This is a genomic window from Corynebacterium aurimucosum (genome assembly GCF_046895345.1).
Classification (GTDB): domain Bacteria; phylum Actinomycetota; class Actinomycetes; order Mycobacteriales; family Mycobacteriaceae; genus Corynebacterium; species Corynebacterium aurimucosum_G.
On the sequence record NZ_CP160096.1, the window covers coordinates 2,375,992 to 2,396,839 of the forward strand.

Here is a 20,848-nt window from a genome sequence, read left to right on the forward strand (position 1 = left end):
CATGAGTAACCAACCAACTAGGGGGACTGCATGGACAACTCCGCGCAGCCGCTCTTTCGTCAGATAGCGGTGCTCATCGAGGACGCCATCATTGAGGGCACTCTTGCTGAGGGGGCCCAGGCGCCGTCCACGAATGAGCTTGCCGCCTTCCATAGCATCAATCCTGCTACTGCCCGCAAGGGGCTAACTCTTCTCGTGGATCTGGGGATCCTCGAAAAGCACCGGGGCATAGGGATGTTTGTCACTTCAGGTGCTGCCGAACTCATCCGGGCGCGGCGGCGTCAAGAATTTGCGGCCGAGTACGCCGCGCCGCTTATCGACGAAGCTGTGCGCTTGAGCTACACGCGCCAGCAGCTTCATGACCTCATTGATCTTGTTGCAGAAAGTCGAGGACTCTACTCATGATTTCCACCCCGCACTTCACCTTCGGCGACGGCCTGACACACGGCCTCGTCGGCCCCAACGGAATTGGTAAGACCACCCTGCTGCGCAAAATCGCCGGGCAGTTGGGCGGCTCCGGCATCACGGTCGACGGCGACAAGCCCTACGACAATGAAAAGGTGCTCAACAAGGTTGTGCTTATGGGTATCGATAATCCCCTGCCGGAAGGTTGGAACGTGAAGAAGGTTTTCGCCGTATCCAGTTTGCGCTGGCCTACGTGGAACGCGACCCGTGCTGAGGAATTGGTGGAGCGTTTCGAGCTGCCGATGAAGAACTACTCGGGCCTCTCCCGCGGGCAGAAGTCGGCGGCAAGCTTCATCGTCGCGGTGGCTTCGGGGGTGCCGTACATGCTTCTCGACGAACCCTATCTCGGCCTTGACGCTGCCAAGCGGGACGTTTTCTATGACGTCCTGCGTGAAGAGCATGGCCGCACCATTATTGTCTCCACCCATCACCTCAACGAGCTATCCGGATTGCTCGATACCGTGGCTTTGATGGGGGAGAACCCCCTATCGGGTCCCATCGATGAGTTCATTGAGGGCGTCGTCCAACTCACCGGCTCTGCCGAAGCCCTCGATCGCGCGCTGGGGCGCCTGCAGCTTCCGGTCCTTGAGCGCGAAACCTCAGCCGTGGCAGACCGCGCGCTTGTCGACGCCCGCCCCAACCACACCACCAACGTCTTCGACATGGCCCAGGAAATGGGTTTGCGTGCCAGCGAGGTATCCCTCGAACAGGCAGTGTTGGCATTGGGGGAGGCATGATGAAGCTCTATAGACATATGGCGCTGAGCTGGAACAGCTTCTTTTTTGCCTTGTGGATTGTTGTCCTTCCGGTGCTGGGAATGGACCGCGGGCAAGGGTGGGCCATTGGTTACTCACTCTTTATGGTCCTTATGGTTTACCTTTCGCAGCCTGATTTCAGGCGTTATTTGACCTTTGGGTTGAGCACCCGGGTGTGGAATGGGCACCGGCGAATCAATGCTTCCCTGACGCTTGTGCTCATTCTTGTAAGCGCGCCCTTCGCCTTTCCGTGGTGGACTCTCATCGCGCCAACGGCAGCGTGGATATTCTGCGTGGCCAAGCGCGTCGAGCCATCGCGCATGACCGCGAGCTCCCTCATCGTAGGCAGCGATGGTGATTCTTCGACGGGCTGCTTCTCAGCGTCCCCGGTCTCCCAAATTGTGTTGCGTCCCCAGGTCCGCGCGTGGATGTGGACTGCGATCGGTGTAGCCATCGCAATAGCGATAACCATCGTGGTGAGCAAACTGTGGGATAAAGGCGTGGGCATCGCGGGTACCATAGTCGCTTTGATTGTCCTGCCGTTAGTCGCCGATTCAGTCCGTAGTTCGCTGAAGGATGCGGTCACTTTCGGGGTGCCGCGCACCCGATGGGCCAGGGTCACGCTCCTGTGTACAGCCTTTCCGGCCGGGGTGGCATTGGTGGTCGACCTGCTCACGGTGGCATGGACTGGACACTTTCCCGGATATTCCATTGTCGCGCTTGCCACGGCGGTTGTGCTGCTGAGCTTCGCCGTGACAGATAAAGGCACGTGGATTTACACAGCAGCGTTCACCGCGCTCGTTGCTGCCCTGCTCATCACTTGGCTCATCGCATCCTCGGTCACCGTGGTGTGGGCTCTGGTTGGGATGGTGTTTCTCTATGCCGCGTGGGCCGCTTGCTTCCCACGGATGGCGAAGAAGGTGAATGTCTTTAGTCCGGGCCTCATGGGCTGGTTTGGCGTCCCCTAGAAGCCGTTCATAACGCGGCGTCAAAGGCACGCTTTAGCGCACTTTAAAGTGGGCATAAATGCGCCATGACGTGGATATTTGTGTTTCTTTGGGGTCGTGTGTAACTTTATATGAGTCAGCGCGACCGACAGCGCCCCACAGGAACTGAGGTTTTTGGAGAGAGGCGGTAGGAAAACAGGCCCTGACAACAAATATTTTCTTTACTCGCAGTACTGCGTTTCGCTTAAAGCGAGCCGTATGGCTGTGTGGTGACGATGTCTGAGAACTCAATAGTGTGCCAATGTACTTTTTTGTTGGTTGATTTTTTGTTTTGGCCGTGATGCGTTGTATGTGTGTTGCGGTTGGTGTATGCCGGATGGCGCTTTTCTTTCAAGCGGCGTCATTGTAAATAACATAAGTTGTTTGGGCGTATTGTTTAAAATCTTCTAACGTGACCGGCTCCCTGTATATCCCCGTCGGGTTGGGGGTTGGTTGATGGATTTTTTCTTTATGTAATTTTTGGATAGCCAGTCCGTGTGGTGTGTTCGTGTTGTTTGTGCAGTGCGGATGCGGTGCATGGTTTGGTTTGTCTGTTTGTCTAGGTTTGGGCTTTTCACGGCCTTTTTTGTGGAGAGTTTGATCCTGGCTCAGGACGAACGCTGGCGGCGTGCTTAACACATGCAAGTCGAACGGAAAGGCCAGTGCTTGCACTGGTACTCGAGTGGCGAACGGGTGAGTAACACGTGGGTGATCTGCCTTGCACTCTGGGATAAGCTTGGGAAACTGGGTCTAATACCGGATATGAACCGTCTTTAGTGTGGTGGTTGGAAAGTTTTTTTCGGTGCAAGATGAGCTCGCGGCCTATCAGCTTGTTGGTGGGGTAATGGCCTACCAAGGCGTCGACGGGTAGCCGGCCTGAGAGGGTGTACGGCCACATTGGGACTGAGATACGGCCCAGACTCCTACGGGAGGCAGCAGTGGGGAATATTGCACAATGGGCGGAAGCCTGATGCAGCGACGCCGCGTGGGGGATGACGGCCTTCGGGTTGTAAACTCCTTTCGACAGGGACGAAGCGCAAGTGACGGTACCTGTATAAGAAGCACCGGCTAACTACGTGCCAGCAGCCGCGGTAATACGTAGGGTGCGAGCGTTGTCCGGAATTACTGGGCGTAAAGAGCTCGTAGGTGGTTTGTCGCGTCGTCTGTGAAATTCCGGGGCTTAACTTCGGGCGTGCAGGCGATACGGGCATAACTTGAGTGCTGTAGGGGAGACTGGAATTCCTGGTGTAGCGGTGAAATGCGCAGATATCAGGAGGAACACCGATGGCGAAGGCAGGTCTCTGGGCAGTTACTGACGCTGAGGAGCGAAAGCATGGGTAGCAAACAGGATTAGATACCCTGGTAGTCCATGCCGTAAACGGTGGGCGCTAGGTGTAGGGGGCTTCCACGTCTTCTGTGCCGTAGCTAACGCATTAAGCGCCCCGCCTGGGGAGTACGGCCGCAAGGCTAAAACTCAAAGGAATTGACGGGGGCCCGCACAAGCGGCGGAGCATGTGGATTAATTCGATGCAACGCGAAGAACCTTACCTGGGCTTGACATACACCAGATTGCTGCAGAGATGTAGTGTCCCTTGTGGTTGGTGTACAGGTGGTGCATGGTTGTCGTCAGCTCGTGTCGTGAGATGTTGGGTTAAGTCCCGCAACGAGCGCAACCCTTGTCTTATGTTGCCAGCATTTGGTTGGGGACTCATGAGAGACTGCCGGGGTTAACTCGGAGGAAGGTGGGGATGACGTCAAATCATCATGCCCCTTATGTCCAGGGCTTCACACATGCTACAATGGTCGGTACAACGCGCAGCGACACTGTGAGGTGGAGCGAATCGCTGAAAGCCGGCCTTAGTTCGGATTGGGGTCTGCAACTCGACCCCATGAAGTCGGAGTCGCTAGTAATCGCAGATCAGCAACGCTGCGGTGAATACGTTCCCGGGCCTTGTACACACCGCCCGTCACGTCATGAAAGTTGGTAACACCCGAAGCCAGTGGCCTAAACTTGTTAGGGAGCTGTCGAAGGTGGGATCGGCGATTGGGACGAAGTCGTAACAAGGTACCCGTACCGGAAGGTGCGGGTGGATCACCTCCTTTCTAAGGAGCTTTAATTTTAAGCACCAGTTGGTGCTATGAGCATGTGAGTATTTGTTCTCATGTGTGTGGTGGTTGATGTAGGCGATTGTTCTACTGCCATCGAATGATAATCGGGTGGAGATACATCTTAACCAGAATGGTTGACTAACATTTTTTTTAAAAGTACGTGGTGCATTGTTGGGTGTCTGGGGCATTGTTCCCTGGTTGTATAACCCACATGATGGTAATGACCGTGTGTAGGCCTTTGTTGGTTGTGGTTGTTGGGTTGTGTGGGGTGTTGTGTGAGAACTGTATAGTGGACGCGAGCATTAAACCGCATGCTTTTTACCTTGTGGCAGCTGGCTTTTTATAGTTGGTTGTTGTGGTGGGTGTGTGGTTTGTGTGATTTCTTTGTTCTTTTTGTGTTTTGTGTGTTCACGCCACTGTTGATGATTGCTGCTTGTTGTGTGGTGGTTGTTGGTGGTGGTTGTGTGTTCGTTATTTAGGGCGCATGGTGGATGCCTTGGCATGCTGAGCCGATGAAGGACGTGTAAGGCTGCGTTAAGCCTCGGGGAGTTGTCAATAAAGCGTTGATCCGAGGATGTCCGAATGGGGAAACCTGGCACCTGTTATGGGGTGTTACCCTTCAGTGAATTCATAGCTGTTGTGGGGGTTTACGCGGGGAAGTGAAACATCTCAGTACCCGTAGGAGAAGAAAATAAAATTTATGATTCTGCTAGTAGTGGCGAACGAACGTGGATGAGGCTAAACCGTGTGCATGTGATACTTGGTAGGGGTTGTGTGTGCGGTGTTGTGGGCCCCAATGTGAATCAGCTACCACTGGTTTGCTTGTGTGTTGTTGTTAGGTGAAGTGGTGTGGAAACGCCTACCGTAGAGGGTGATAGTCCCGTAGTTGAAGGCTTCAATGCATGGGTTGTTGGGTTGCCCGAGTAGCAGCGGGCTCGTGGAATCTGCTGTGAATCTGCCGGGACCACCCGGTAAGCCTAAATACTCAGTGTGACCGATAGTGTATGAGTACCGTGAGGGAATGGTGAAAAGTACCCCGGGAGGGGAGTGAAATAGTTCCTGAAACCATGTGCTTACAATCCGTCAGAGCACCTTTTTATGGTGTGATGGCGTGCCTTTTGAAGAATGAGCCTGCGAGTCAGCGGCATGTCGCGAGGTTAACCCGTGTGGGGTAGCCGTAGGGAAACCGAATCCTAATGGGGTGTTTTAAGTGGCATGTCCTGGACCCGAAGCGGGGTGATCTACCCATGGCCAGTGTGAAGCAGTAGTAAGATGCTGTGGAGGCGCGAACCCACGTAGGTTGAAAACTGCGGGGATGAGCTGTGGGTAGGGGTGAAAGGCCAATCAAACTCCGTGATAGCTGGTTCTCCCCGAAATGCATTTAGGTGCAGCGTCGCATTAGCTTGGTGGAGGTAGAGCTACTGGTTGGTTGAGCGGGACTACAATCTTAGCAATGTCAGCCAAACTCCGAATGCCATCAATTTGTGTTGTGCGGCAGTGAGACTGTGGGGGATAAGCTTCATAGTCGAGAGGGAAACAGCCCAGATCGCCGGTTAAGGCCCCTAAGGGTGTGCTAAGTGGAAAAGGATGTGGGATCGCGAAGACAGCCAGGAGGTTGGCTTAGAAGCAGCCATCCTTGAAAGAGTGCGTAATAGCTCACTGGTCGAGTGGTCCTGCGCCGACAATGTAGTGGGGCTCAAGCACACCGCCGAAGCCGCGGCAAACTTTTTTGTTTGGGTAGGGGAGCGTCGTGCATGTGTTGAAGCGTTACCGTAAGGAGGCGTGGAGTGTGTGCGAGTGAGAATGCAGGCATGAGTAACGAATTGGAAGGTGAGAATCCTTCCCGCCGGATGACTAAGGGTTCCTGGGTCAAGTTCGTCTTCCCAGGGTGAGTCGGGACCTAAGGCGAGGCCGACAGGCGTAGTCGATGGATAACCAGTTGATATTCTGGTACCCGTATATCCGCGCCCATGATAAAGCACTGATACTAACCACCGCGGATATAATTGATGTGTTCTTTGAACATGTTGGTTGTTGATGTCGTGGGGCCTGATGTGTGGTTCAAGTGATGGGGTGACACAGTGTAGTAGCCATGCCGCTTAGTGGATTGTTGGTGTAAGCGTGTGAGGTGGTGTGTAGGCAAATCCGCACACCGTAATGCCTGAGGCGTGATGCGTAGCCCAAATGTGGGTGAAGTTGGTGATCTAGTACTGTCGAGAAAAGCCTCTAGCGATGTGGATGTATGGCCCGTACCCTAAACCGACACAGGTGGTCAGGTTGAAAATACTAAGGCGTTCGGGTGAACTGTGGTTAAGGAACTCGGCAAAATGCCCCCGTAACTTCGGGAGAAGGGGGACCACATGACTTAAACCAGTCTTTGCGCTGGTGGTGGGTTGTGGGGTCGCAGAGAATAGAGGGAAGCGACTGTTTATCAAAAACACAGGTCCATGCGAAGACGTGAAGTTGATGTATATGGACTGACGCCTGCCCGGTGCTGGAAGGTTAAGAGGACCGGTTAGTAGTCTTTTGGCTGCGAAGCTGAGAATTTAAGCCCCAGTAAACGGCGGTGGTAACTATAACCATCCTAAGGTAGCGAAATTCCTTGTCGGGTAAGTTCCGACCTGCACGAATGGCGTAACGACTTCTCTGCTGTCTCAACCACAGGCCCGGTGAAATTGCACTACGAGTAAAGATGCTCGTTACGCGCGGCAGGACGAAAAGACCCCGGGACCTTCACTATAGCTTGGTATTGGTGTTCGGTTCGGTTTGTGTAGGATAGGTGGGAGACTATGATGCATGCACGCCAGTGTGTGTGGAGTCGTTGTTGAAATACCACTCTGATCGGATTGGATGTCTAACCTTGGCCCATGATCTGGGTTGGGGACAGTGCCTGGTGGGTAGTTTAACTGGGGCGGTTGCCTCCCAAAATGTAACGGAGGCGCCCAAAGGTTCCCTCAGCCTGGTTGGCAATCAGGTGGTGAGTGTAAGTGCACAAGGGAGCTTGACTGTGAGACAGACATGTCGAACAGGGACGAAAGTCGGGACTAGTGATCCGGCACCTACTTGTGGATGTGGTGTCGCTCAACGGATAAAAGGTACCCCGGGGATAACAGGCTGATCTTCCCCAAGAGTCCATATCGACGGGATGGTTTGGCACCTCGATGTCGGCTCGTCGCATCCTGGGGCTGGAGTAGGTCCCAAGGGTTGGGCTGTTCGCCCATTAAAGCGGCACGCGAGCTGGGTTCAGAACGTCGTGAGACAGTTCGGTCTCTATCCGCCGCGCGCGTTGAAACTTGAAGAAGGCTGTCCCTAGTACGAGAGGACCGGGACGGACGTACCTCTAGTGTGCCAGTTGTTCCGCCAGGAGCATCGCTGGTTGGCTACGTACGGAAGGGATAACCGCTGAAAGCATCTAAGCGGGAAGCCTGTTTTAAGATGAGGTTTCACTTGAGGTCCCCCAAAGACGATGGGGTTGATAGGCCAGACCTGGACGCACCGCAAGGTGTGAAGGCTACTGGTACTAATAGACCAAAACAAACACACACACTCACAATTGAGTGTGTCAACATATAAACACAAATAAAGACAAGAAACACACTGTCGCTTCGCGTCCACTACACAGTATCTGACACAACACCAGCAACCAGCTTGCCCTAAGTGTTTGTCGGTGGCCTATAGCAGCAGGGAAACGCCCGGTACCCATTCCGAACCCGGAAGCTAAGCCTGCTAACGCTGATGGTACTGCAACCGGGAGGTTGTGGGAGAGTAAGAAACCGCCGACACCAAACAAAACAACAACTCAATAAAAACAAAAGGGGAGACCGTTAAAGCCACAGACGCTTTAACGGTCTCCTTTTTTCACGTTTTACGCCTCACTACCAACCAGTACCCGTCCTAGTGCCGCGTCGTCGTTTCAAACGACGAGGGGCCAAGGCCCGCTGTGTGTTTGTCCAGAGGCGTAGCCCCAGACTCCTATCACACCCACCAGATCCCAACACCAGACCAGGAAACCCGACCAGCATGAATCGCCATCCACGTTTGGGCAGATGGATTTGAATGGCCGAGCCTTCTGAGCACGGACCGAAAAGTCACGTTCGTCCGAGGCTGTATTGTTCTACTCCCTTGCCGGGGTCAGCTACAGTTGAGGCCGTGGTTATTGATGTTGTTTGCACAGAGTGTTTTCGCTGGGGGCGTTGCGGTTGAGCGACACATTGGACCTGTGGGAACTTGCCTATGAGGGGAAGACGGACCTGACCCCTGTTTGGTAGACACCTGATATCCAGCCCTGTTGGGTTGGGAAGAAAGGTAATCTACCACCATGCCTAGGTACTCCGAACAGTTCAAACGTGATGCTGTGGCCCTCTACGAAAACAATGAGGACCTCTCACTTCACGCGGCTTCAGCAGAGCTTGGAGTCAATCGTTCCTCACTTTATTCCTGGCTTAAGCAGTACGGCACCGGCAAGCGTGCCCGCACGAAGACCATGCGTGACAAGGCGAAGGCGACGACTGATTCTGAACGGATCCGTCAGCTAGAAAAAGAAGTCTCTAAGCTTCGTGAAGAACGCGATATCTTGCGCAAGGCCGCGAAGTATTTTGCCGAAGAGACACGCTGGTAATCCGCTTCCAGTTTGTCGATGACCATCGAACCGAATACTCGGTCAAGCGGATGTGCCACGTGTTAAAGCTCAATCGCTCCTCGTTCTACAAATGGGCCAACACCCGCGAAAAACGCAGGTTAAAGACGTGTTCCGATGCCCTTATTGGTGCGAGAATCAAGACCATCTTCGATGATGAGCACGGGCTTTATGGTGCTAAACGCATCGCTGCAAGTCTCAACGACGATACGGACTTTCCTCCGATAAATCACAAGAAGGTCGCACGCATCATGAAATCCATGGGGCTGAAAGGCTTTACTAAACGCCGTCGATGCATCACCACCAGACGAAAGTTTGGCCACCGAGTCATGCCAGACTTAGTAGGCCGCAGATTCACAGCTGATAGGCCGAACCACGTCTACGTAGGCGATATCACCTACCTGCCGTGTAAGGGAGGCAAGAACATGTACCTGGCCACGGTCATCGACGTCTACTCGCGCAAACTTGTCGGCCATGCACTCGCCGATCACATGCGGGTATCGCTGGTTATCGAAGCTTTATCTCATGCAAGGAAAGTCCGCGGAAGCCTGAAAGGGGCAATTTTCCATTCTGATCACGGCAGTGTGTACACCTCACAAGCATTTAGGGACCACTGCACCCAGCTTGGTGTTCGCCAATCCATGGGAGCGGTGGGAACGAGTGCCGATAATGCCCTGGCAGAATCGTTTAACGCCACTCTAAAGCGTGAAGTTCTGCGTGATCGGAAAGTCTTTGACAATCCCATTACCTGCCGCCAAGAAGTCTTCCGATGGTGCATGCGCTACAACACGCACAGACGGCACTCCTGGTGCAATCTTCTAGCCCCCGATACCTTCGAAGCATTCACATCAGCTACACTGGCCCAAGCAGCATAGCTAACCCCCGACGTGTCTACTTTCCGGGGGTCAGGCCCGACCGTCTATGTACTGCTTGCAGCACGGAGCATAGTTTCTGCCCTAAGGGATTCAGATGGCACCGGAAGCCTTTCTTCTTCGGGCGGGATTCAATCGCGGGCTGCACAGTGTTCTACGCCCCGTGGCTTGGCGGATAAGCTTCCGGCTGCATGTCTTATACGCGATGGGCAGGTTGTCTCGCGGGTGAAGGACGTTGAACATTCGTTGGTCTTAAGGGCGAAGCCGGCGTCAGGGTGGGAAGAGGACGGTTTCGGCGGCTTTTTCGCGGGCAAGACTGTAGATCCCTCTGAGGCAGGTAGTCCTGCAGCGCGGGTAAGGCTCAGTGATGGTCTTAAGCGGATAGACTTTCTTCCGGTTGGCAACGAGTCAGTGCGGAAGAGGCGTGTTGGCTTAGCCACGCATCCCCACCGCGCGGGCGCACGGGAGCTTGGCAAGAAGTTGGCGTTTGCAGCGCTGTCCTTCGTTCTTCTAATGTTCGGGCCGGCGATTCGTGACCGACTCGATCCGGTGATTGGCCCCGTGGCCGAGCGCGTCCCGGACATGCATAGCCGGGTTGAGCTCTACGGCATGGTGTTTGAGTTCCTCCAGATTGACCACGTGATTGATGTCGTGGCTTCTCTGTTCAGTCCTATTGGCGCTGTCCTTGTTCCGGTTGCAGGCTTGGCGGTGGCCTATATTGCCGGGTGGAAGGGCGCGCGGGACACGGACACGTGGTGGGAAGCGGCCGGGCGCGCGCTTGGAAGTGAGAGCGAGGATGCGGCCTTCGAAAGGTGAGTCGAAGCAGCCTGTAGTGGTTGCAGAGTGCTAATTACGGGCGTAACAAATCATGGGTTTCAAGTGGTAGTTGAGAGGAGAATTCTCGGAGTTCTCCTGATAAAGGATCGACAAAGGAAATGTGTGTCGCCGTTAGGTGCATAGGAATCCGCATGTCCTCGGCTTCTGCCGGGAAGATGACGGGGTAGATGGGATCACCAATAATGGGTATGCCCGCCTGGAGCATGTGCAACCGGAGTTGATGCGTCTTGCCGGTCTGAGGCTTAAGGGTGTATCTCGCTATATCTGGTAATGGCCCGTGGATAGCTTCGTACGGGGCCTTATCTACTGGCTCCACGCCGGCGACTTCGGTGATGGCGTTGACTTCGCCTTCGACGATGCGTCCTTGTAGTTCCCCCGGGGTCTTCTCCATGCGGGAGCGCCAGATGGTGCCGGGGGAGACGTCGGCAAGCGGCGCGATGGCTTCGTAGGTCTTGGTGACGCGGCGCTCGGCAAACAGCGTTTGGTAGGCGCCCCGTATGGAGCGGTCCTTGGTAAAGACGAGGATGCCGGAAGTGAGACGGTCGAGGCGGTGCGCGGGGGATAACTCGTTGTTTCCGGTTTTCCGACGCAGGCGCACGGTGGCAGTCTCCGTGATGTGGCGGGCGCGGGGCATGGTGGCCATGAAGGGCGGTTTGTCGACGACCAAAAGGTGCTCGTCTTCATAGAGAATCGGTATGTCGTATGGGACGGGCGTTTCTGGTGCCGGCATGCGGTAGAAGTACACCACGGCGTTGGCGGCGAGGATGGTGTCCGAGTGAAGGGGGGAACCATCTTGGCGCACAACTTCGTTGGCATCGAAGCGTGCCTGTAGCGCGGCCTCGTTGTCGTCAGGGTGCCGGTGGCGCTGCGTGGTGATGAGGTTGTGCACGAAGTCCCACGCCGTGATTGGCCCTTCCAGCACGCGGGCGTGGGTGGGGTTTAGCCCATCGCGGATAGGAAGTGGTGTTGCGCCACGCCCTTTTTGCGATATTCTTTGTCCCATGGATTTTAACTCTATTCTCGCACCAGTCATCGATTTCTTCTCTAATGGTATCGGTGCCGTCATTCGTGACATTGCCGTGGCCGCCTACAACATCCTCTTCCCGGCCAACGCAGATGCTGCGACCACCCCACAGGTCTAATAATAGGTATTAGACTGGAAGTGTAAGCACTTCGAAAGGAAAGGTCATGGCAAAGGAAGACATTGTCGTCGTAGCCGTCGATGGTTCGGAAGCGTCGAAGAACGCCGTCCGCTGGGCTGCCAACACTGCGGTGAAGCGGGGTATCCCACTGCGTATCGCATCGAGCTATACGATGCCGCAGTTCCTCTACGCCGAAGGCATGGTCCCGCCGAAGGAGCTTTTCGACGACCTCCAGGCAGAAACCCTTGAGAAGATTGAGGAGGCCCGCGCCGAGGCCCACAAGGTTGCCCCGGATCTGAAGATTGGCCACACCGTGGCTGAAGGTTCCCCGATCGACATGCTGTTGGAGATGTCTAAGGACGTCACCATGATTGTTATGGGCTCCCGCGGTATGGGCGGTCTTTCCGGAATGGTCATGGGTTCGGTTTCTGCTTCCGTGGTCTCCCATGCCTCCTGCCCCGTGGTCGTAGTCCGTGAGGATAACCACGTCACGGAGTCCACCAAGTACGGTCCTGTCGTCATCGGTGTCGATGGCTCCGAGGTCTCCCAGAAGGCAACTGATTACGCCTTCAAGGAAGCGGATGCCCGTGGCGCAGAGCTGATTGCCGTTCACACGTGGATGGATATGCAGGTTCAAGCTTCCCTGGCTGGCCTCTCGGCAGCCCAGGCGGAGTGGGCTGAGGTGGAGAAGGAGCAGGCAGAACTGCTGACCGAGCGCCTTGCAGAGTTCCAAGAGAAGTACCCGGATGTACAGGTGAAGAAGGTTATCGCTCGTGACCGTCCGGTCCGTGCGCTGACGGAAGCTTCCGAGGGTGCTCAGCTGCTCGTCGTGGGTTCCCACGGCCGAGGTGGCTTCAAGGGTATGCTGCTTGGTTCTACCTCCCGCGCGCTACTGCAGTCCGCACCCTGCCCGATGATGGTGGTACGTCCGGACTCCGAGTAACCTTCGCATAACCCCGCTATAACGATTCGGGCCCATTTATTGGACAAATGGTGGGCCCGGGTCGTTTTGATGTTTTAGCGCGTACGGTGGGAAGTGCGTAAATAAAAGCTATTTACTGTTGAGAGAAGGAGTGAGTGACATGGGACTTGGTCTCGGTTTCTTTGGATCGATTGTTGTTGGCATCATCGCGGGTTGGCTCGCAGAGAAGATTATGAAGCGCGACCAGGGGCTGTTCACCAACCTTATCGTTGGTGTTATCGGCGGCCTCATTGGTGGCGGCTTGCTGGCGCTCTTTAACAAGAGTGTTGGTGATAGCTGGTTCTTGATGATTATTACTGCGACCGTCGGTGCATGTATCCTGCTGTGGATCGTGGGGGCCATTACGGGCCGCAAGAAGTAATAATTCGCATACATACCGGTTTGTCTATATTGTATAGATGAACCGGTTTTGTCATGTGAGGAGAAGAAATGGCCGAAAAGAAGTCGCGACGCAATCGCCCGAGCCCGCGTAGCCGACTACTCGAATCCGCCACGCGGCTCTTTACCACTGAAGGTATCCGCGTCATTGGAATTGACCGCATCTTGCGCGAGGCAGATGTGGCAAAGGCTTCGCTCTATTCTCTTTTCGGCTCTAAGGATGCCCTCGTCATCGCCTATGTCGAGGCCCTCGATGAGGAATACCGCGCAGATTGGCAAAAGCGTACCGAGGGTGTCACAGACCCGGAGAACAAGATCCTTGCCTTCTTCGACAAGGCAATCGAGGAACAGCCCTCCATGGAGTTTCGGGGTTCCCACTTCCTTAATGCAGCTGGCGAATACCCACGCCCGGAGACCGATGCCGAGCGAGGTATCGTTGCCGCGTGCGTGGAGCACCGGACGTGGATTCATTCCACCATTACGGCGCTGCTTAACGCCAAGAACGGTTACCCCTCAGAGGAACAGGCGAGCCAGATTCTTATCTTCCTGGATGGCGGACTCGCCGGCGCCCGCCTGACCCGTGACGTCGCCCCGCTCGTCACCGCGAAGCAGTTGGCTATTCAGCTTCTGTCGGCGCCTCCGGCCGATTATTCGATTTAAGAATTTTGCGTGCCTCCGCCACAATCGCAGAGTGGCGCTTGCGGGCAGCAGCCAACTCCTCCTTGTACGCAGGGTTGTCCTTGAGGCGCTGTTTGGCGGCCTTCTTCTCTTTCTCCTTTTCCTTAGCCCGCCAGCGTCGAATGCTCTCCCGCCGCTGTTCGTGGACAGCTTCCGGTAAGGGATAGCGCTTGTGCAGGATGAATTCGTACGCCAAAGTCTGTAGCAAGGTGAAGAGGTAGGAACAGCCCCAGTAGAAAATGATGGTCACGGGGATGGGACCGTTCCACGCTACCGCCCACAGCATCCAGGGGATGAGAAAGACCGTGAGCGCCATGAACCACAACAAGCGGCGCGGAATCTTCTGATCGAAAAGAGTTGTGAGGTAGCCGCGGTAGAGCGTGATAAGAGTGTTCAGCGAGGTGAACGCGAGTGCCGCCACGAGCATCGGCAAGATCAAGTCGTGATGCTCGCGGGCGAAATCGGTGAGGGGGACGCCGAAGACGGTGGAGGCGCGGAAGGAGGAGACGTCGTCAAGCGTGAGCATTCCCACCGGTTCATTCGCCGAGCCCGAGACCCTAAGGACCACCTGGTAGAGGCCGATGAAGGCTGGGATGATGAGGAAAACCGGGAAACAACCAACCATGGGGTTGTGCTGGAAGCGTTCCTTGAGCTCGCGCTGCTTGGTCAGGATAGTGACGGCATCATCGACAGAATCAGACTGTTTGAGCCGTTCGTTGAGCTCGGTCATCTCCGGGCGCATGAGTGCGCCGATGCGGCCCTGCTTCACGGAAAGCCAATTCAACGGAGCGATGATTCCCCGGACTGTGAGCACCAGGAAGACGATGGTGAGGATCCACGCCATCGAACCGTCCAGGAAAGAAGCAAATAGTAGGTGCCAGAGTTTCATGATTCCGGAGACCGGGTACATGAAGATGCTGATCATCGCCTATTCCTCTTTCCTGCAGGGGGGTGGGGCACTTACGCGTTACAGGGAGACTAAGATGCTGGTATGCCTCACCCCACTGCACGCACTCGACCGACCGTAGGTACCGTGATTGGTGAGCTTATGCTGACGGTCGGTGTCCTACTGCTACTTTTCGCTTTTTATGAATCCTATTGGACCAATATTAAGTCTGGACAAATGCAGGACCAAGCCAACGAGAGGCTACAGGAGGAGTGGCGTAATCCCCGAGGGGCTGGGCATGCACCGAAGCTTGGTGAGGCCTTTGCCCGCCTCTACATCCCGGTCTTCGGCTCGGATTTCGCCTTCGCCGTGCTTGAAGGCACCAACGAGGATGATCTGTTGCGCGGACCAGGCCGCTACACGGAGACACAGATGCCCGGTGAGCCGGGAAATTTTGCCGTCGCCGGACACCGCGTGGGCAAGGGCGCCCCTTTTAATGATCTGGGAAACCTAAACACCTGTGATGCCATCGTCATCGAAACCGAAACTGAGTGGATCACCTACCGTGTCTTACCCATTGATGGTGTCCCGGGCGACTGTTTCAGCCCAGAGCAGCAAGCCAAACCGGAGTACCAGCCTGTGCAGGGCCGCCATATCACGCTGCCGGGCGATGTCAGCGTGCTCCAGCCCGTCCCCGGTGCGGAGGGGGTTGAGCCCAGCGAATCCCTACTCACCCTCACCACGTGCCACCCGCAGTTTTCCAATGCGGAGCGCATGATCATTCACGCGATGGAGACCGACCGGGAGGCTAAAGCGCCCGGCACAGATGACAATGACCGCCCCGCCGTCTTGGAGGAGAACTAATGTATCGCGCACTCTGGAACTTGTTGCCCGGCCCCACCGCGGTGAAGGCGGTGCTGGCGCTGGCGCTGGCTGTGGGTGTATTCTTCCTGCTCATGGAGGTTATTTTCCCTTGGGTGGCAGCGCAGATGCCCTATAACGACGTCGCCGTTTAGGCTTTTACACACTTAGGTCTTTACAGACCTAAGCTCTTGATTGCTTCCTGCGCTATGAGCTGGGGCTTGAGGGTCTGCAGCTGGTTCGACCACACCACCACGGCATGGTTCTCCTTTTGCACGGCAAAGACCGTGTGATCCTCAAAGGCCCCGCGACCGCCTGACCAACCATCGAACTCGGCTAGCTCCGTGTCCTCTACCGGTGCAGCCCAATCCACGACGGCCCGGGCCTCCTCCACGCTGGGCATCTGCCGAATGAGGACGGTGGCCTGCGGATCCTCGGGGTAGGACCAGAACACGCAGGCGGGGGTGCTAAAACGCTTGTCGACGCCCCACCGGGTCATCCTCTGCCCGTTCGTATCGGCCACCCATTGGGTATCCAGATAGGGGCAGTCTTCCCAGTCGCTGACTTCAGCCGTGGCGTCGATAGGTAGGCCATCCCCTGCGTCGGTGTGTGGCACCGAACTTGCGGCTGGGGTGCTGGGCGTGGGGTTATCTGCATCCGAGCATCCCGCGGCGGCGAAGCTGATGCCGATCAGGCAGGCTGTAAACGAGGGAAGTAGGCTGTGGCGCATGACGTCCACACTAGACCAGCGCTCCGTTGAATCGGATGCCCTGCGCAACGGTATCCACGTCCTGACAGCGACGCTGCTGGTGGTGGCAATTTTTACCACCGTACGCCTACCTCTGTGGCAAGGCGTGTTGAACCTTGTGCTCTTGGTGTCCTTTGCCGTGGTGTACTTCGGGGGCTCCGCCTACTTAGAGACCCTGCCGCGCATCGCACGTTATGGCTGGATGGTCATCCTCACGGTCTTGTGGCTAGCGGATATGGCGGTGGCGCCCGCGGCCATCTACCTCGTGTTCTCTCTGTATTTTGTGTACCTCTACGTACTGGAGATGATCCCCGGCATCATCTGCGTTATCGCGGCCACGGTGATGACCGTACTGGTGCAGGTGCCGGGCGGGCTGACCTTCGGCGGCATCATGGGACCAGCGGTATCAGCTGTGGTGACAATCGCGATCACCTATGCCTTCCGCGCGCTGAGCCGTATGAACCAGGAATTGGTGAAGACCCGTTCGCAACTCGTGGAGTCTGAGCGGACTGCAGGCATGACGGCTGAGCGCCAGCGCATCGCCCATGAAATCCACGACACCCTGGCCCAAGGCCTGTCCTCCATCCAAATGCTCCTGCACGCCGCTGACCGCGACCTAGACCTGGAGGATATCCCCAAAGCACAAGAGCGCATTGAGCTCGCCCGGCGTACCGCAGCGGATAATCTCCATGAAGCGCGCGCTATGATTGCAGCGCTCCAGCCGGCGGCATTATCGGAAACCTCCTTAGGCTCAGCTATGACGAGGATGGCGGATAATTTTGCGGCTACCGGTGGGGTTGATGTATCCGTGGACGTTGAGGGCGATGCGCAGCAGCTACCCATGAAGGTGGAAGCAGCGTTGTTGCGGATTGCGCAGGGGGCGATGGGGAACGTCGTCAAGCACGCTCACGCCAGCAAGGCGCGGGTCACCGTGACCTATGCGCCGGACGAGGTGCGCGTGGACGTCGTGGACAATGGAGAAGGCTTTGATGTCGAGGCAGTGGAGAAAAAGCCAGCGGGGCTAGGGCATATTGGTCTATCGGCGATGCACAGGCGTGCAGAGGAAATCGGCGGAGAAGTCGTGATTGAATCCACGCCAGGCAGCGGCACGGCGGTCTCAGTTAGTGTGCCCTTAGACAACGATGTAGATTAAGAAATTGTCCACGCCATACCAATGAGGAGGAAGCCCGTGATTAGGGTCTTGCTTGCCGACGACCATGAGATCGTACGCCTAGGTCTACGCTCGGTGCTCGAGGGGGCTGAGGACATCGAGGTTGTGGGCGAAGTCGCCACAGCCGAAGCCGCTGTGTCCGCGGCCCAGGCGGGTGGCATCGACGTTCTTCTCATGGACCTGCGTTTCGGTGCGGGCATCGAAGGCACGCGCGTCATGGGCGGCGCGGAAGCAACCGCTGCTATCCGCTACTCCATGGAGAATCCACCCAAGGTGCTCGTGGTGACCAACTATGACACCGACGCGGATATCCTTGGTGCGATTGAGGCCGGAGCGGTGGGCTACTTGCTCAAGGATGCGCCGCCGGTGGAGCTGCTCGCGGCGGTGCGCTCGGCGGCGGAAGGAGATTCCGCGCTTTCGCCCGTGGTGGCCGATAAGCTGATGACCCGCGTGCGTACCCCGCGCACCTCCCTTACCCCGCGCGAGCTTGAAGTATTGAAGCTGGTGGCGGCGGGTTCCTCCAACCGTGAGATCGGTGTGGAACTGATGCTGTCAGAGGCGACGGTGAAGTCCCACCTAGTCCATATCTACGATAAATTGGGCGTGCGCTCCCGTACCTCCGCCGTGGCTGCTGCCCGCGAGCAGGGCGTTCTTTAAAGATTGTTGGCGTTGCGGTACGCCAAAATCACCTCGTTGGGGATCTTGCCGCGCTCAGCTACCTGGTAGCCGTGCTTGGCGGCCCACACACGGACATCGGCTGGCTTATAGCGGCGGGTGTCCTTTTTAACGGGGTGACGGGCCGCCTTGATGAAGGGGCCCAGCGCAGCGTGGAATTTGTCGGCGTTTTCTTGGGATACGTCGAGAAGATAATCCTTGCCGTCAACGCTGAAGCGGATGACGACCAGTTCTTCCTCGCTGAGAGGTTTGTTATCAATATCGTCAAAAAATTGGGTGATTTCGCGGCGGGCCATGAATCTCCATTCCGGTTTAACAATGGTTATGTGCCGCGTTAGCTGTCCTTTCCGCCTGGGGGAGGGTAGTGCGGCTTGAAGGGGGGACGTCTGCGCGCTAAAGGCTAAGCGCCCAGCTTGGCCTGGATTTCGTCGTTCAGTGAGTCAATCTCGCCGGAGATAGAGCGGTGCGCGCGCTGACGCTGCTGATCGGTCATGTACTCAGCATTGTCAATCGCGGAGTCAAGCTCGTTGAGGCGCTCCTTGACGTCGCGCTTGAAACCAGCGGGAAGCTGCGCGTCCTTGAGGGAGTTGCGGATACCCGCGGTGCGGGCCTTGAGCGGTGCGCCGTGGCCGGAGAAGGACGCCAGCTGTTCAGCGCTGACGCCGGCCTTCTGTGCGCGCTTCTTTTCCACCTCGCGCTGGGCGGCGGTGATGCCGCGATAAATCAAGGGCAAAAGAAGCGGTGCGGCGGTGCGCAGGGCACCGGCATAGCGCTTGACATTGTCCTTATTAAAACGGCCCTGCTTGATGCGTTCGAGTTCTTTCTTGGCCATTTTGTACTCGTGCTTGCGGCGCTTCTTCAAGCCCTTTTCCTCAGACTTGATCAGTGCCTTCTCTTGCCTAGCCAACAGCTTTTGCTGGCGGTGCTTGGCCTTATCCGCAGCCTTGACCTCTGCTTTTGCACGGGTCTTAGCGGCCTTGATCTCAGCGCGGGCCTCACGGCGGGCCTTGCGGATCTTTTTCATAATGCCCATTGAAACGTCCTTTTATTATCTATCTTTAGGGTCTCGCTACAACTCTAGCAAGGTGGTCTACTAAGCTCACCTGCTGTGAAGGATGTGCTCGTTGCCACGGATCTTGTGGGCTGCCGTTATCGCTTAGTGCAGCGCCGCGCGCATCCCGAGATCCCACGCACCGCGGTGAGCCAAGCCCGCGCGGAGCGCCACGCGGCCGCCATCGATGCTGCGCTCAGCCGCCTTCCCAGGAAAGGGTCGGGGCGTTTCCGCCGGATTGACCTGGAGGGGGATGATTTCGAGCGGGCGCTAGCCACGCTCGAAGCGCTTGTGCGGGGTTATACGCACATCACCAACGCCGTCTTTTCCACCTCCGAGTGGATGGTGCGCGTGGAGCTCCTAGTGCGGGATGGGGATAAATACAGTCCTGTCATCGTTTCTGATCACCGCGTGGCCCGCCCGCACGAGAGCTCGCGCACGCTGGTTGTGCCTACCCATCGTTTGGGGTTGAGTGAGCCGCTACCGGCAAAGTACAAGATTCGGCACCATGCCGTCGATGGCTACCGGTTGGCCTTGGCCGCGCGGGGCTTGGAAGAAGTAGGCCTGAATTCCGGCAGGGGCGCTGCGATTGGCCAGGATCGCAGCCAAGCTTTTGTTACGGATACCTCGCGTTTTGCCATCGATGAGGCGCTGGCGCAGCCACTGCCAGCGGGCCCACGCCGCGTTAAAGAGTGCGTCTCCTGCCGCTTTTGGCCCTTGTGCCGTCAGGAGCTGGAAGCCCGCGATGACATCTCGCTCTTCCTTCCGGGCGACCGCGCGAAGCCCTATCGCGAGCGCGGTATCACGACAGTGCAAGGGCTTATTGATGCCTCCCTCGGTGCCCCTTCCGCCCTTGCCGCTGCCTGGCGTGAAGGCGTCCCACTGTTGCGCCGTGACAAAGTGAGCGTTCCTCGCGCGGATGTCGAAGTTGATGTCGATATGGAGGCCTACCTGGATCAGGGAGCCTACCTGTGGGGTGCGCTTCTGGACGGTGAATACCATTCTTTTGTGACGTGGGAGCCGCTCGGTGGCCGCGCGGAAGCGGAGAATTTCGCACAGTTCTGGGAGTGGCTCATGGGGGTTCGTGCTGAAGCACATGCGGCGGGAAAGACCTTCGCGGCCTACTGCTACTCCGCCCACGGGGAGAACCATTGGATGCGCAGATCCGCCCAACGTTTTTCTACACCCCGTCTCCAGGAGGTGGAAGAGTTCATCTCCTCGAAGGAGTGGGTAGATATGTTCGTCCACTTCAGGCGCAGTTTTGCCGGAACCGCGGGGCTAGGTCTGAAGACCGTGGCCCCCGTTGCGGGTTTCGAATGGCCGGAAGAGTTTGATGGCGAGGAATCCGTCAATGCTCGCCGAGCCGCTCTCGCCGGTGACACGGACGCGCGTGCGCAGATTCTGCGCTACAACGCGGGCGATGTGTGCGCTACCCACGCCGTCCGCGAGTGGATGGCCGATGGCGCGCCGGGAGTGCGACCCCTCGAGCCCTAGCTGGCCCGCCTTGTCTCCCCTTTTCTGCAAACCCCCAGACCTGAAACCCGCAACCTGCAGGTGGGCGTCGCCAAGCGCGTGCCGGTGCTCCACCTCCCACCAGGAGGTTGCGGGATCGAGGT

19 protein-coding genes and 3 rRNA genes are annotated in these 20,848 nt (G+C 56.8%); 17 read left to right on the plus strand and 5 right to left on the minus strand.

All coding sequences use genetic code 11. From position 1 onward, the window contains the following. Positions 1 to 30 precede the first annotated feature (30 nt). From ABZS45_RS11220 to ABZS45_RS11255, 8 genes are all read left to right on the plus strand, one after another. Positions 31 to 405, plus strand: a complete 375-nt coding sequence (locus ABZS45_RS11220; RefSeq protein ID WP_412099890.1) for a GntR family transcriptional regulator — start codon at positions 31 to 33, stop codon at positions 403 to 405. Beyond that, positions 402 to 1,202, plus strand: a complete 801-nt coding sequence (locus ABZS45_RS11225; protein ID WP_412099891.1) for an ATP-binding cassette domain-containing protein — start codon at positions 402 to 404, stop codon at positions 1,200 to 1,202. The genes ABZS45_RS11220 and ABZS45_RS11225 overlap by 4 nt, the downstream gene beginning before the upstream one ends. Beyond that, entirely contained in the window at positions 1,199 to 2,188 is a 990-nt protein-coding gene (locus ABZS45_RS11230; protein WP_412099892.1) for a hypothetical protein, read from the plus strand. The genes ABZS45_RS11225 and ABZS45_RS11230 overlap by 4 nt, the downstream gene beginning before the upstream one ends. A gap of 603 nt (positions 2,189 to 2,791) precedes the next feature. Next, positions 2,792 to 4,309: ribosomal RNA gene (locus tag ABZS45_RS11235) — 16S ribosomal RNA — on the plus strand. A 470-nt stretch (positions 4,310 to 4,779) separates the two neighbouring features. Beyond that, positions 4,780 to 7,858: ribosomal RNA gene (locus ABZS45_RS11240) — 23S ribosomal RNA — on the plus strand. Between the two features lie 120 nt (positions 7,859 to 7,978). Continuing rightward, positions 7,979 to 8,097, plus strand: a 5S ribosomal RNA gene (gene rrf, locus ABZS45_RS11245). Together the 16S, 23S and 5S rRNA genes form the textbook arrangement of a ribosomal RNA operon. Before the next feature lie 536 nt (positions 8,098 to 8,633). Continuing rightward, positions 8,634 to 9,826, plus strand: a protein-coding gene (locus tag ABZS45_RS11250; RefSeq protein WP_412099203.1) for an IS3 family transposase whose coding sequence is annotated in 2 segments (ribosomal slippage) — positions 8,634 to 8,916 and positions 8,916 to 9,826 — 1,194 coding nt in all. Because the reading frame shifts where the segments join, the coding sequence is not laid out codon by codon here. Between the two features lie 222 nt (positions 9,827 to 10,048). Then, complete coding sequence (locus ABZS45_RS11255) at positions 10,049 to 10,639, plus strand: hypothetical protein (protein WP_412099894.1); 591 nt, start codon at positions 10,049 to 10,051, stop codon at positions 10,637 to 10,639. A 34-nt stretch (positions 10,640 to 10,673) separates the two neighbouring features. Here ABZS45_RS11255 and ABZS45_RS11260 read toward each other — a convergent pair whose 3' ends face one another. Beyond that, positions 10,674 to 11,726, minus strand: a complete 1,053-nt coding sequence (locus tag ABZS45_RS11260) for a pseudouridine synthase (RefSeq protein WP_412099895.1) — start codon at positions 11,724 to 11,726, stop codon at positions 10,674 to 10,676. Here ABZS45_RS11260 and ABZS45_RS11265 point away from each other — a divergent pair. From ABZS45_RS11265 to ABZS45_RS11280, 4 genes are all read left to right on the plus strand, one after another. Beyond that, entirely contained in the window at positions 11,662 to 11,802 is a 141-nt protein-coding gene (locus ABZS45_RS11265; protein ID WP_412099896.1) for a hypothetical protein, read from the plus strand. The two genes, ABZS45_RS11260 and ABZS45_RS11265, sit on opposite strands and share 65 nt — an antisense overlap. A gap of 46 nt (positions 11,803 to 11,848) precedes the next feature. Beyond that, positions 11,849 to 12,745 (plus strand): universal stress protein, encoded by an 897-nt coding sequence (locus tag ABZS45_RS11270; protein ID WP_412099897.1) that lies wholly within the window; start codon positions 11,849 to 11,851, stop codon positions 12,743 to 12,745. A 139-nt stretch (positions 12,746 to 12,884) separates the two neighbouring features. Then, on the plus strand, positions 12,885 to 13,145 hold the full coding sequence (locus ABZS45_RS11275; protein WP_010188457.1) for a GlsB/YeaQ/YmgE family stress response membrane protein: 261 nt from the start codon (positions 12,885 to 12,887) through the stop codon (positions 13,143 to 13,145). Positions 13,146 to 13,213: 68 nt separating this feature from the next. Beyond that, entirely contained in the window at positions 13,214 to 13,822 is a 609-nt protein-coding gene (locus ABZS45_RS11280) for a TetR/AcrR family transcriptional regulator (protein ID WP_412099898.1), read from the plus strand. On the opposite strand, the gene yidC is transcribed toward ABZS45_RS11280, so the two are convergent. Beyond that, on the minus strand, positions 13,779 to 14,765 hold the full coding sequence (yidC, locus tag ABZS45_RS11285) for a membrane protein insertase YidC (protein ID WP_412099900.1): 987 nt from the start codon (positions 14,763 to 14,765) through the stop codon (positions 13,779 to 13,781). The genes ABZS45_RS11280 and yidC overlap by 44 nt on opposite strands. A 66-nt stretch (positions 14,766 to 14,831) precedes the next feature. Between yidC and ABZS45_RS11290 the strand changes: the two genes are divergently transcribed. Next, a complete protein-coding gene (locus tag ABZS45_RS11290) occupies positions 14,832 to 15,590 on the plus strand; it encodes a class E sortase (RefSeq protein WP_412099901.1) in 759 nt (252 codons plus the stop codon). Continuing rightward, on the plus strand, positions 15,590 to 15,742 hold the full coding sequence (locus ABZS45_RS11295; protein WP_010188461.1) for a hypothetical protein: 153 nt from the start codon (positions 15,590 to 15,592) through the stop codon (positions 15,740 to 15,742). The genes ABZS45_RS11290 and ABZS45_RS11295 overlap by 1 nt, the downstream gene beginning before the upstream one ends. A gap of 20 nt (positions 15,743 to 15,762) precedes the next feature. Here ABZS45_RS11295 and ABZS45_RS11300 read toward each other — a convergent pair whose 3' ends face one another. Continuing rightward, complete coding sequence (locus ABZS45_RS11300; protein ID WP_412099902.1) at positions 15,763 to 16,317, minus strand: DUF2020 domain-containing protein; 555 nt, start codon at positions 16,315 to 16,317, stop codon at positions 15,763 to 15,765. Here ABZS45_RS11300 and ABZS45_RS11305 point away from each other — a divergent pair. Together ABZS45_RS11305 and ABZS45_RS11310 are read left to right on the plus strand one after the other, a co-directional pair. Continuing rightward, on the plus strand, positions 16,316 to 17,488 hold the full coding sequence (locus tag ABZS45_RS11305; protein ID WP_412099903.1) for a sensor histidine kinase: 1,173 nt from the start codon (positions 16,316 to 16,318) through the stop codon (positions 17,486 to 17,488). The genes ABZS45_RS11300 and ABZS45_RS11305 overlap by 2 nt on opposite strands. A gap of 36 nt (positions 17,489 to 17,524) precedes the next feature. Beyond that, positions 17,525 to 18,163, plus strand: coding sequence for a LuxR C-terminal-related transcriptional regulator (locus ABZS45_RS11310; protein ID WP_010188464.1), 639 nt, complete (start codon positions 17,525 to 17,527; stop codon positions 18,161 to 18,163). Here the strand turns inward: ABZS45_RS11310 and ABZS45_RS11315 are convergent. Both ABZS45_RS11315 and ABZS45_RS11320 read right to left on the minus strand, forming a co-directional pair. After that, positions 18,160 to 18,477 (minus strand): histone-like nucleoid-structuring protein Lsr2, encoded by a 318-nt coding sequence (locus tag ABZS45_RS11315; RefSeq protein WP_412099904.1) that lies wholly within the window; start codon positions 18,475 to 18,477, stop codon positions 18,160 to 18,162. The two genes, ABZS45_RS11310 and ABZS45_RS11315, sit on opposite strands and share 4 nt — an antisense overlap. A 104-nt stretch (positions 18,478 to 18,581) precedes the next feature. After that, positions 18,582 to 19,214, minus strand: a complete 633-nt coding sequence (locus ABZS45_RS11320) for a DUF6474 family protein (protein ID WP_412099905.1) — start codon at positions 19,212 to 19,214, stop codon at positions 18,582 to 18,584. Between the two features lie 75 nt (positions 19,215 to 19,289). Between ABZS45_RS11320 and ABZS45_RS11325 the strand changes: the two genes are divergently transcribed. Further along, positions 19,290 to 20,726: a TM0106 family RecB-like putative nuclease gene (locus ABZS45_RS11325; RefSeq protein ID WP_412099906.1), complete on the plus strand. Its 1,437-nt coding sequence runs from the start codon at positions 19,290 to 19,292 to the stop codon at positions 20,724 to 20,726. The last annotated feature ends 122 nt before the right edge of the window (positions 20,727 to 20,848 follow it).

Excerpts from the sequence above, each read along its gene's own strand:
- ABZS45_RS11220 (WP_412099890.1), top strand. The coding sequence starts at position 31 with ATGGACAACTCCGCGCAGCCGCTCTTTCGTCAGATAGCGGTGCTCATC.
- ABZS45_RS11225 (WP_412099891.1), top strand. The coding sequence starts at position 402 with ATGATTTCCACCCCGCACTTCACCTTCGGCGACGGCCTGACACACGGC.
- ABZS45_RS11230 (WP_412099892.1), top strand. The coding sequence starts at position 1,199 with ATGATGAAGCTCTATAGACATATGGCGCTGAGCTGGAACAGCTTCTTT.
- ABZS45_RS11265 (WP_412099896.1), top strand. The coding sequence starts at position 11,662 with ATGGATTTTAACTCTATTCTCGCACCAGTCATCGATTTCTTCTCTAAT.
- ABZS45_RS11260 (WP_412099895.1), bottom strand. The coding sequence starts at position 11,726 with ATGACGGCACCGATACCATTAGAGAAGAAATCGATGACTGGTGCGAGA.
- ABZS45_RS11270 (WP_412099897.1), top strand. The coding sequence starts at position 11,849 with ATGGCAAAGGAAGACATTGTCGTCGTAGCCGTCGATGGTTCGGAAGCG.
- ABZS45_RS11275 (WP_010188457.1), top strand. The coding sequence starts at position 12,885 with ATGGGACTTGGTCTCGGTTTCTTTGGATCGATTGTTGTTGGCATCATC.
- ABZS45_RS11280 (WP_412099898.1), top strand. The coding sequence starts at position 13,214 with ATGGCCGAAAAGAAGTCGCGACGCAATCGCCCGAGCCCGCGTAGCCGA.
- yidC (WP_412099900.1), bottom strand. The coding sequence starts at position 14,765 with ATGATCAGCATCTTCATGTACCCGGTCTCCGGAATCATGAAACTCTGG.
- ABZS45_RS11290 (WP_412099901.1), top strand. The coding sequence starts at position 14,832 with ATGCCTCACCCCACTGCACGCACTCGACCGACCGTAGGTACCGTGATT.
- ABZS45_RS11295 (WP_010188461.1), top strand. The coding sequence starts at position 15,590 with ATGTATCGCGCACTCTGGAACTTGTTGCCCGGCCCCACCGCGGTGAAG.
- ABZS45_RS11305 (WP_412099903.1), top strand. The coding sequence starts at position 16,316 with ATGACGTCCACACTAGACCAGCGCTCCGTTGAATCGGATGCCCTGCGC.
- ABZS45_RS11300 (WP_412099902.1), bottom strand. The coding sequence starts at position 16,317 with ATGCGCCACAGCCTACTTCCCTCGTTTACAGCCTGCCTGATCGGCATC.
- ABZS45_RS11315 (WP_412099904.1), bottom strand. The coding sequence starts at position 18,477 with ATGGCCCGCCGCGAAATCACCCAATTTTTTGACGATATTGATAACAAA.
- ABZS45_RS11320 (WP_412099905.1), bottom strand. The coding sequence starts at position 19,214 with ATGGGCATTATGAAAAAGATCCGCAAGGCCCGCCGTGAGGCCCGCGCT.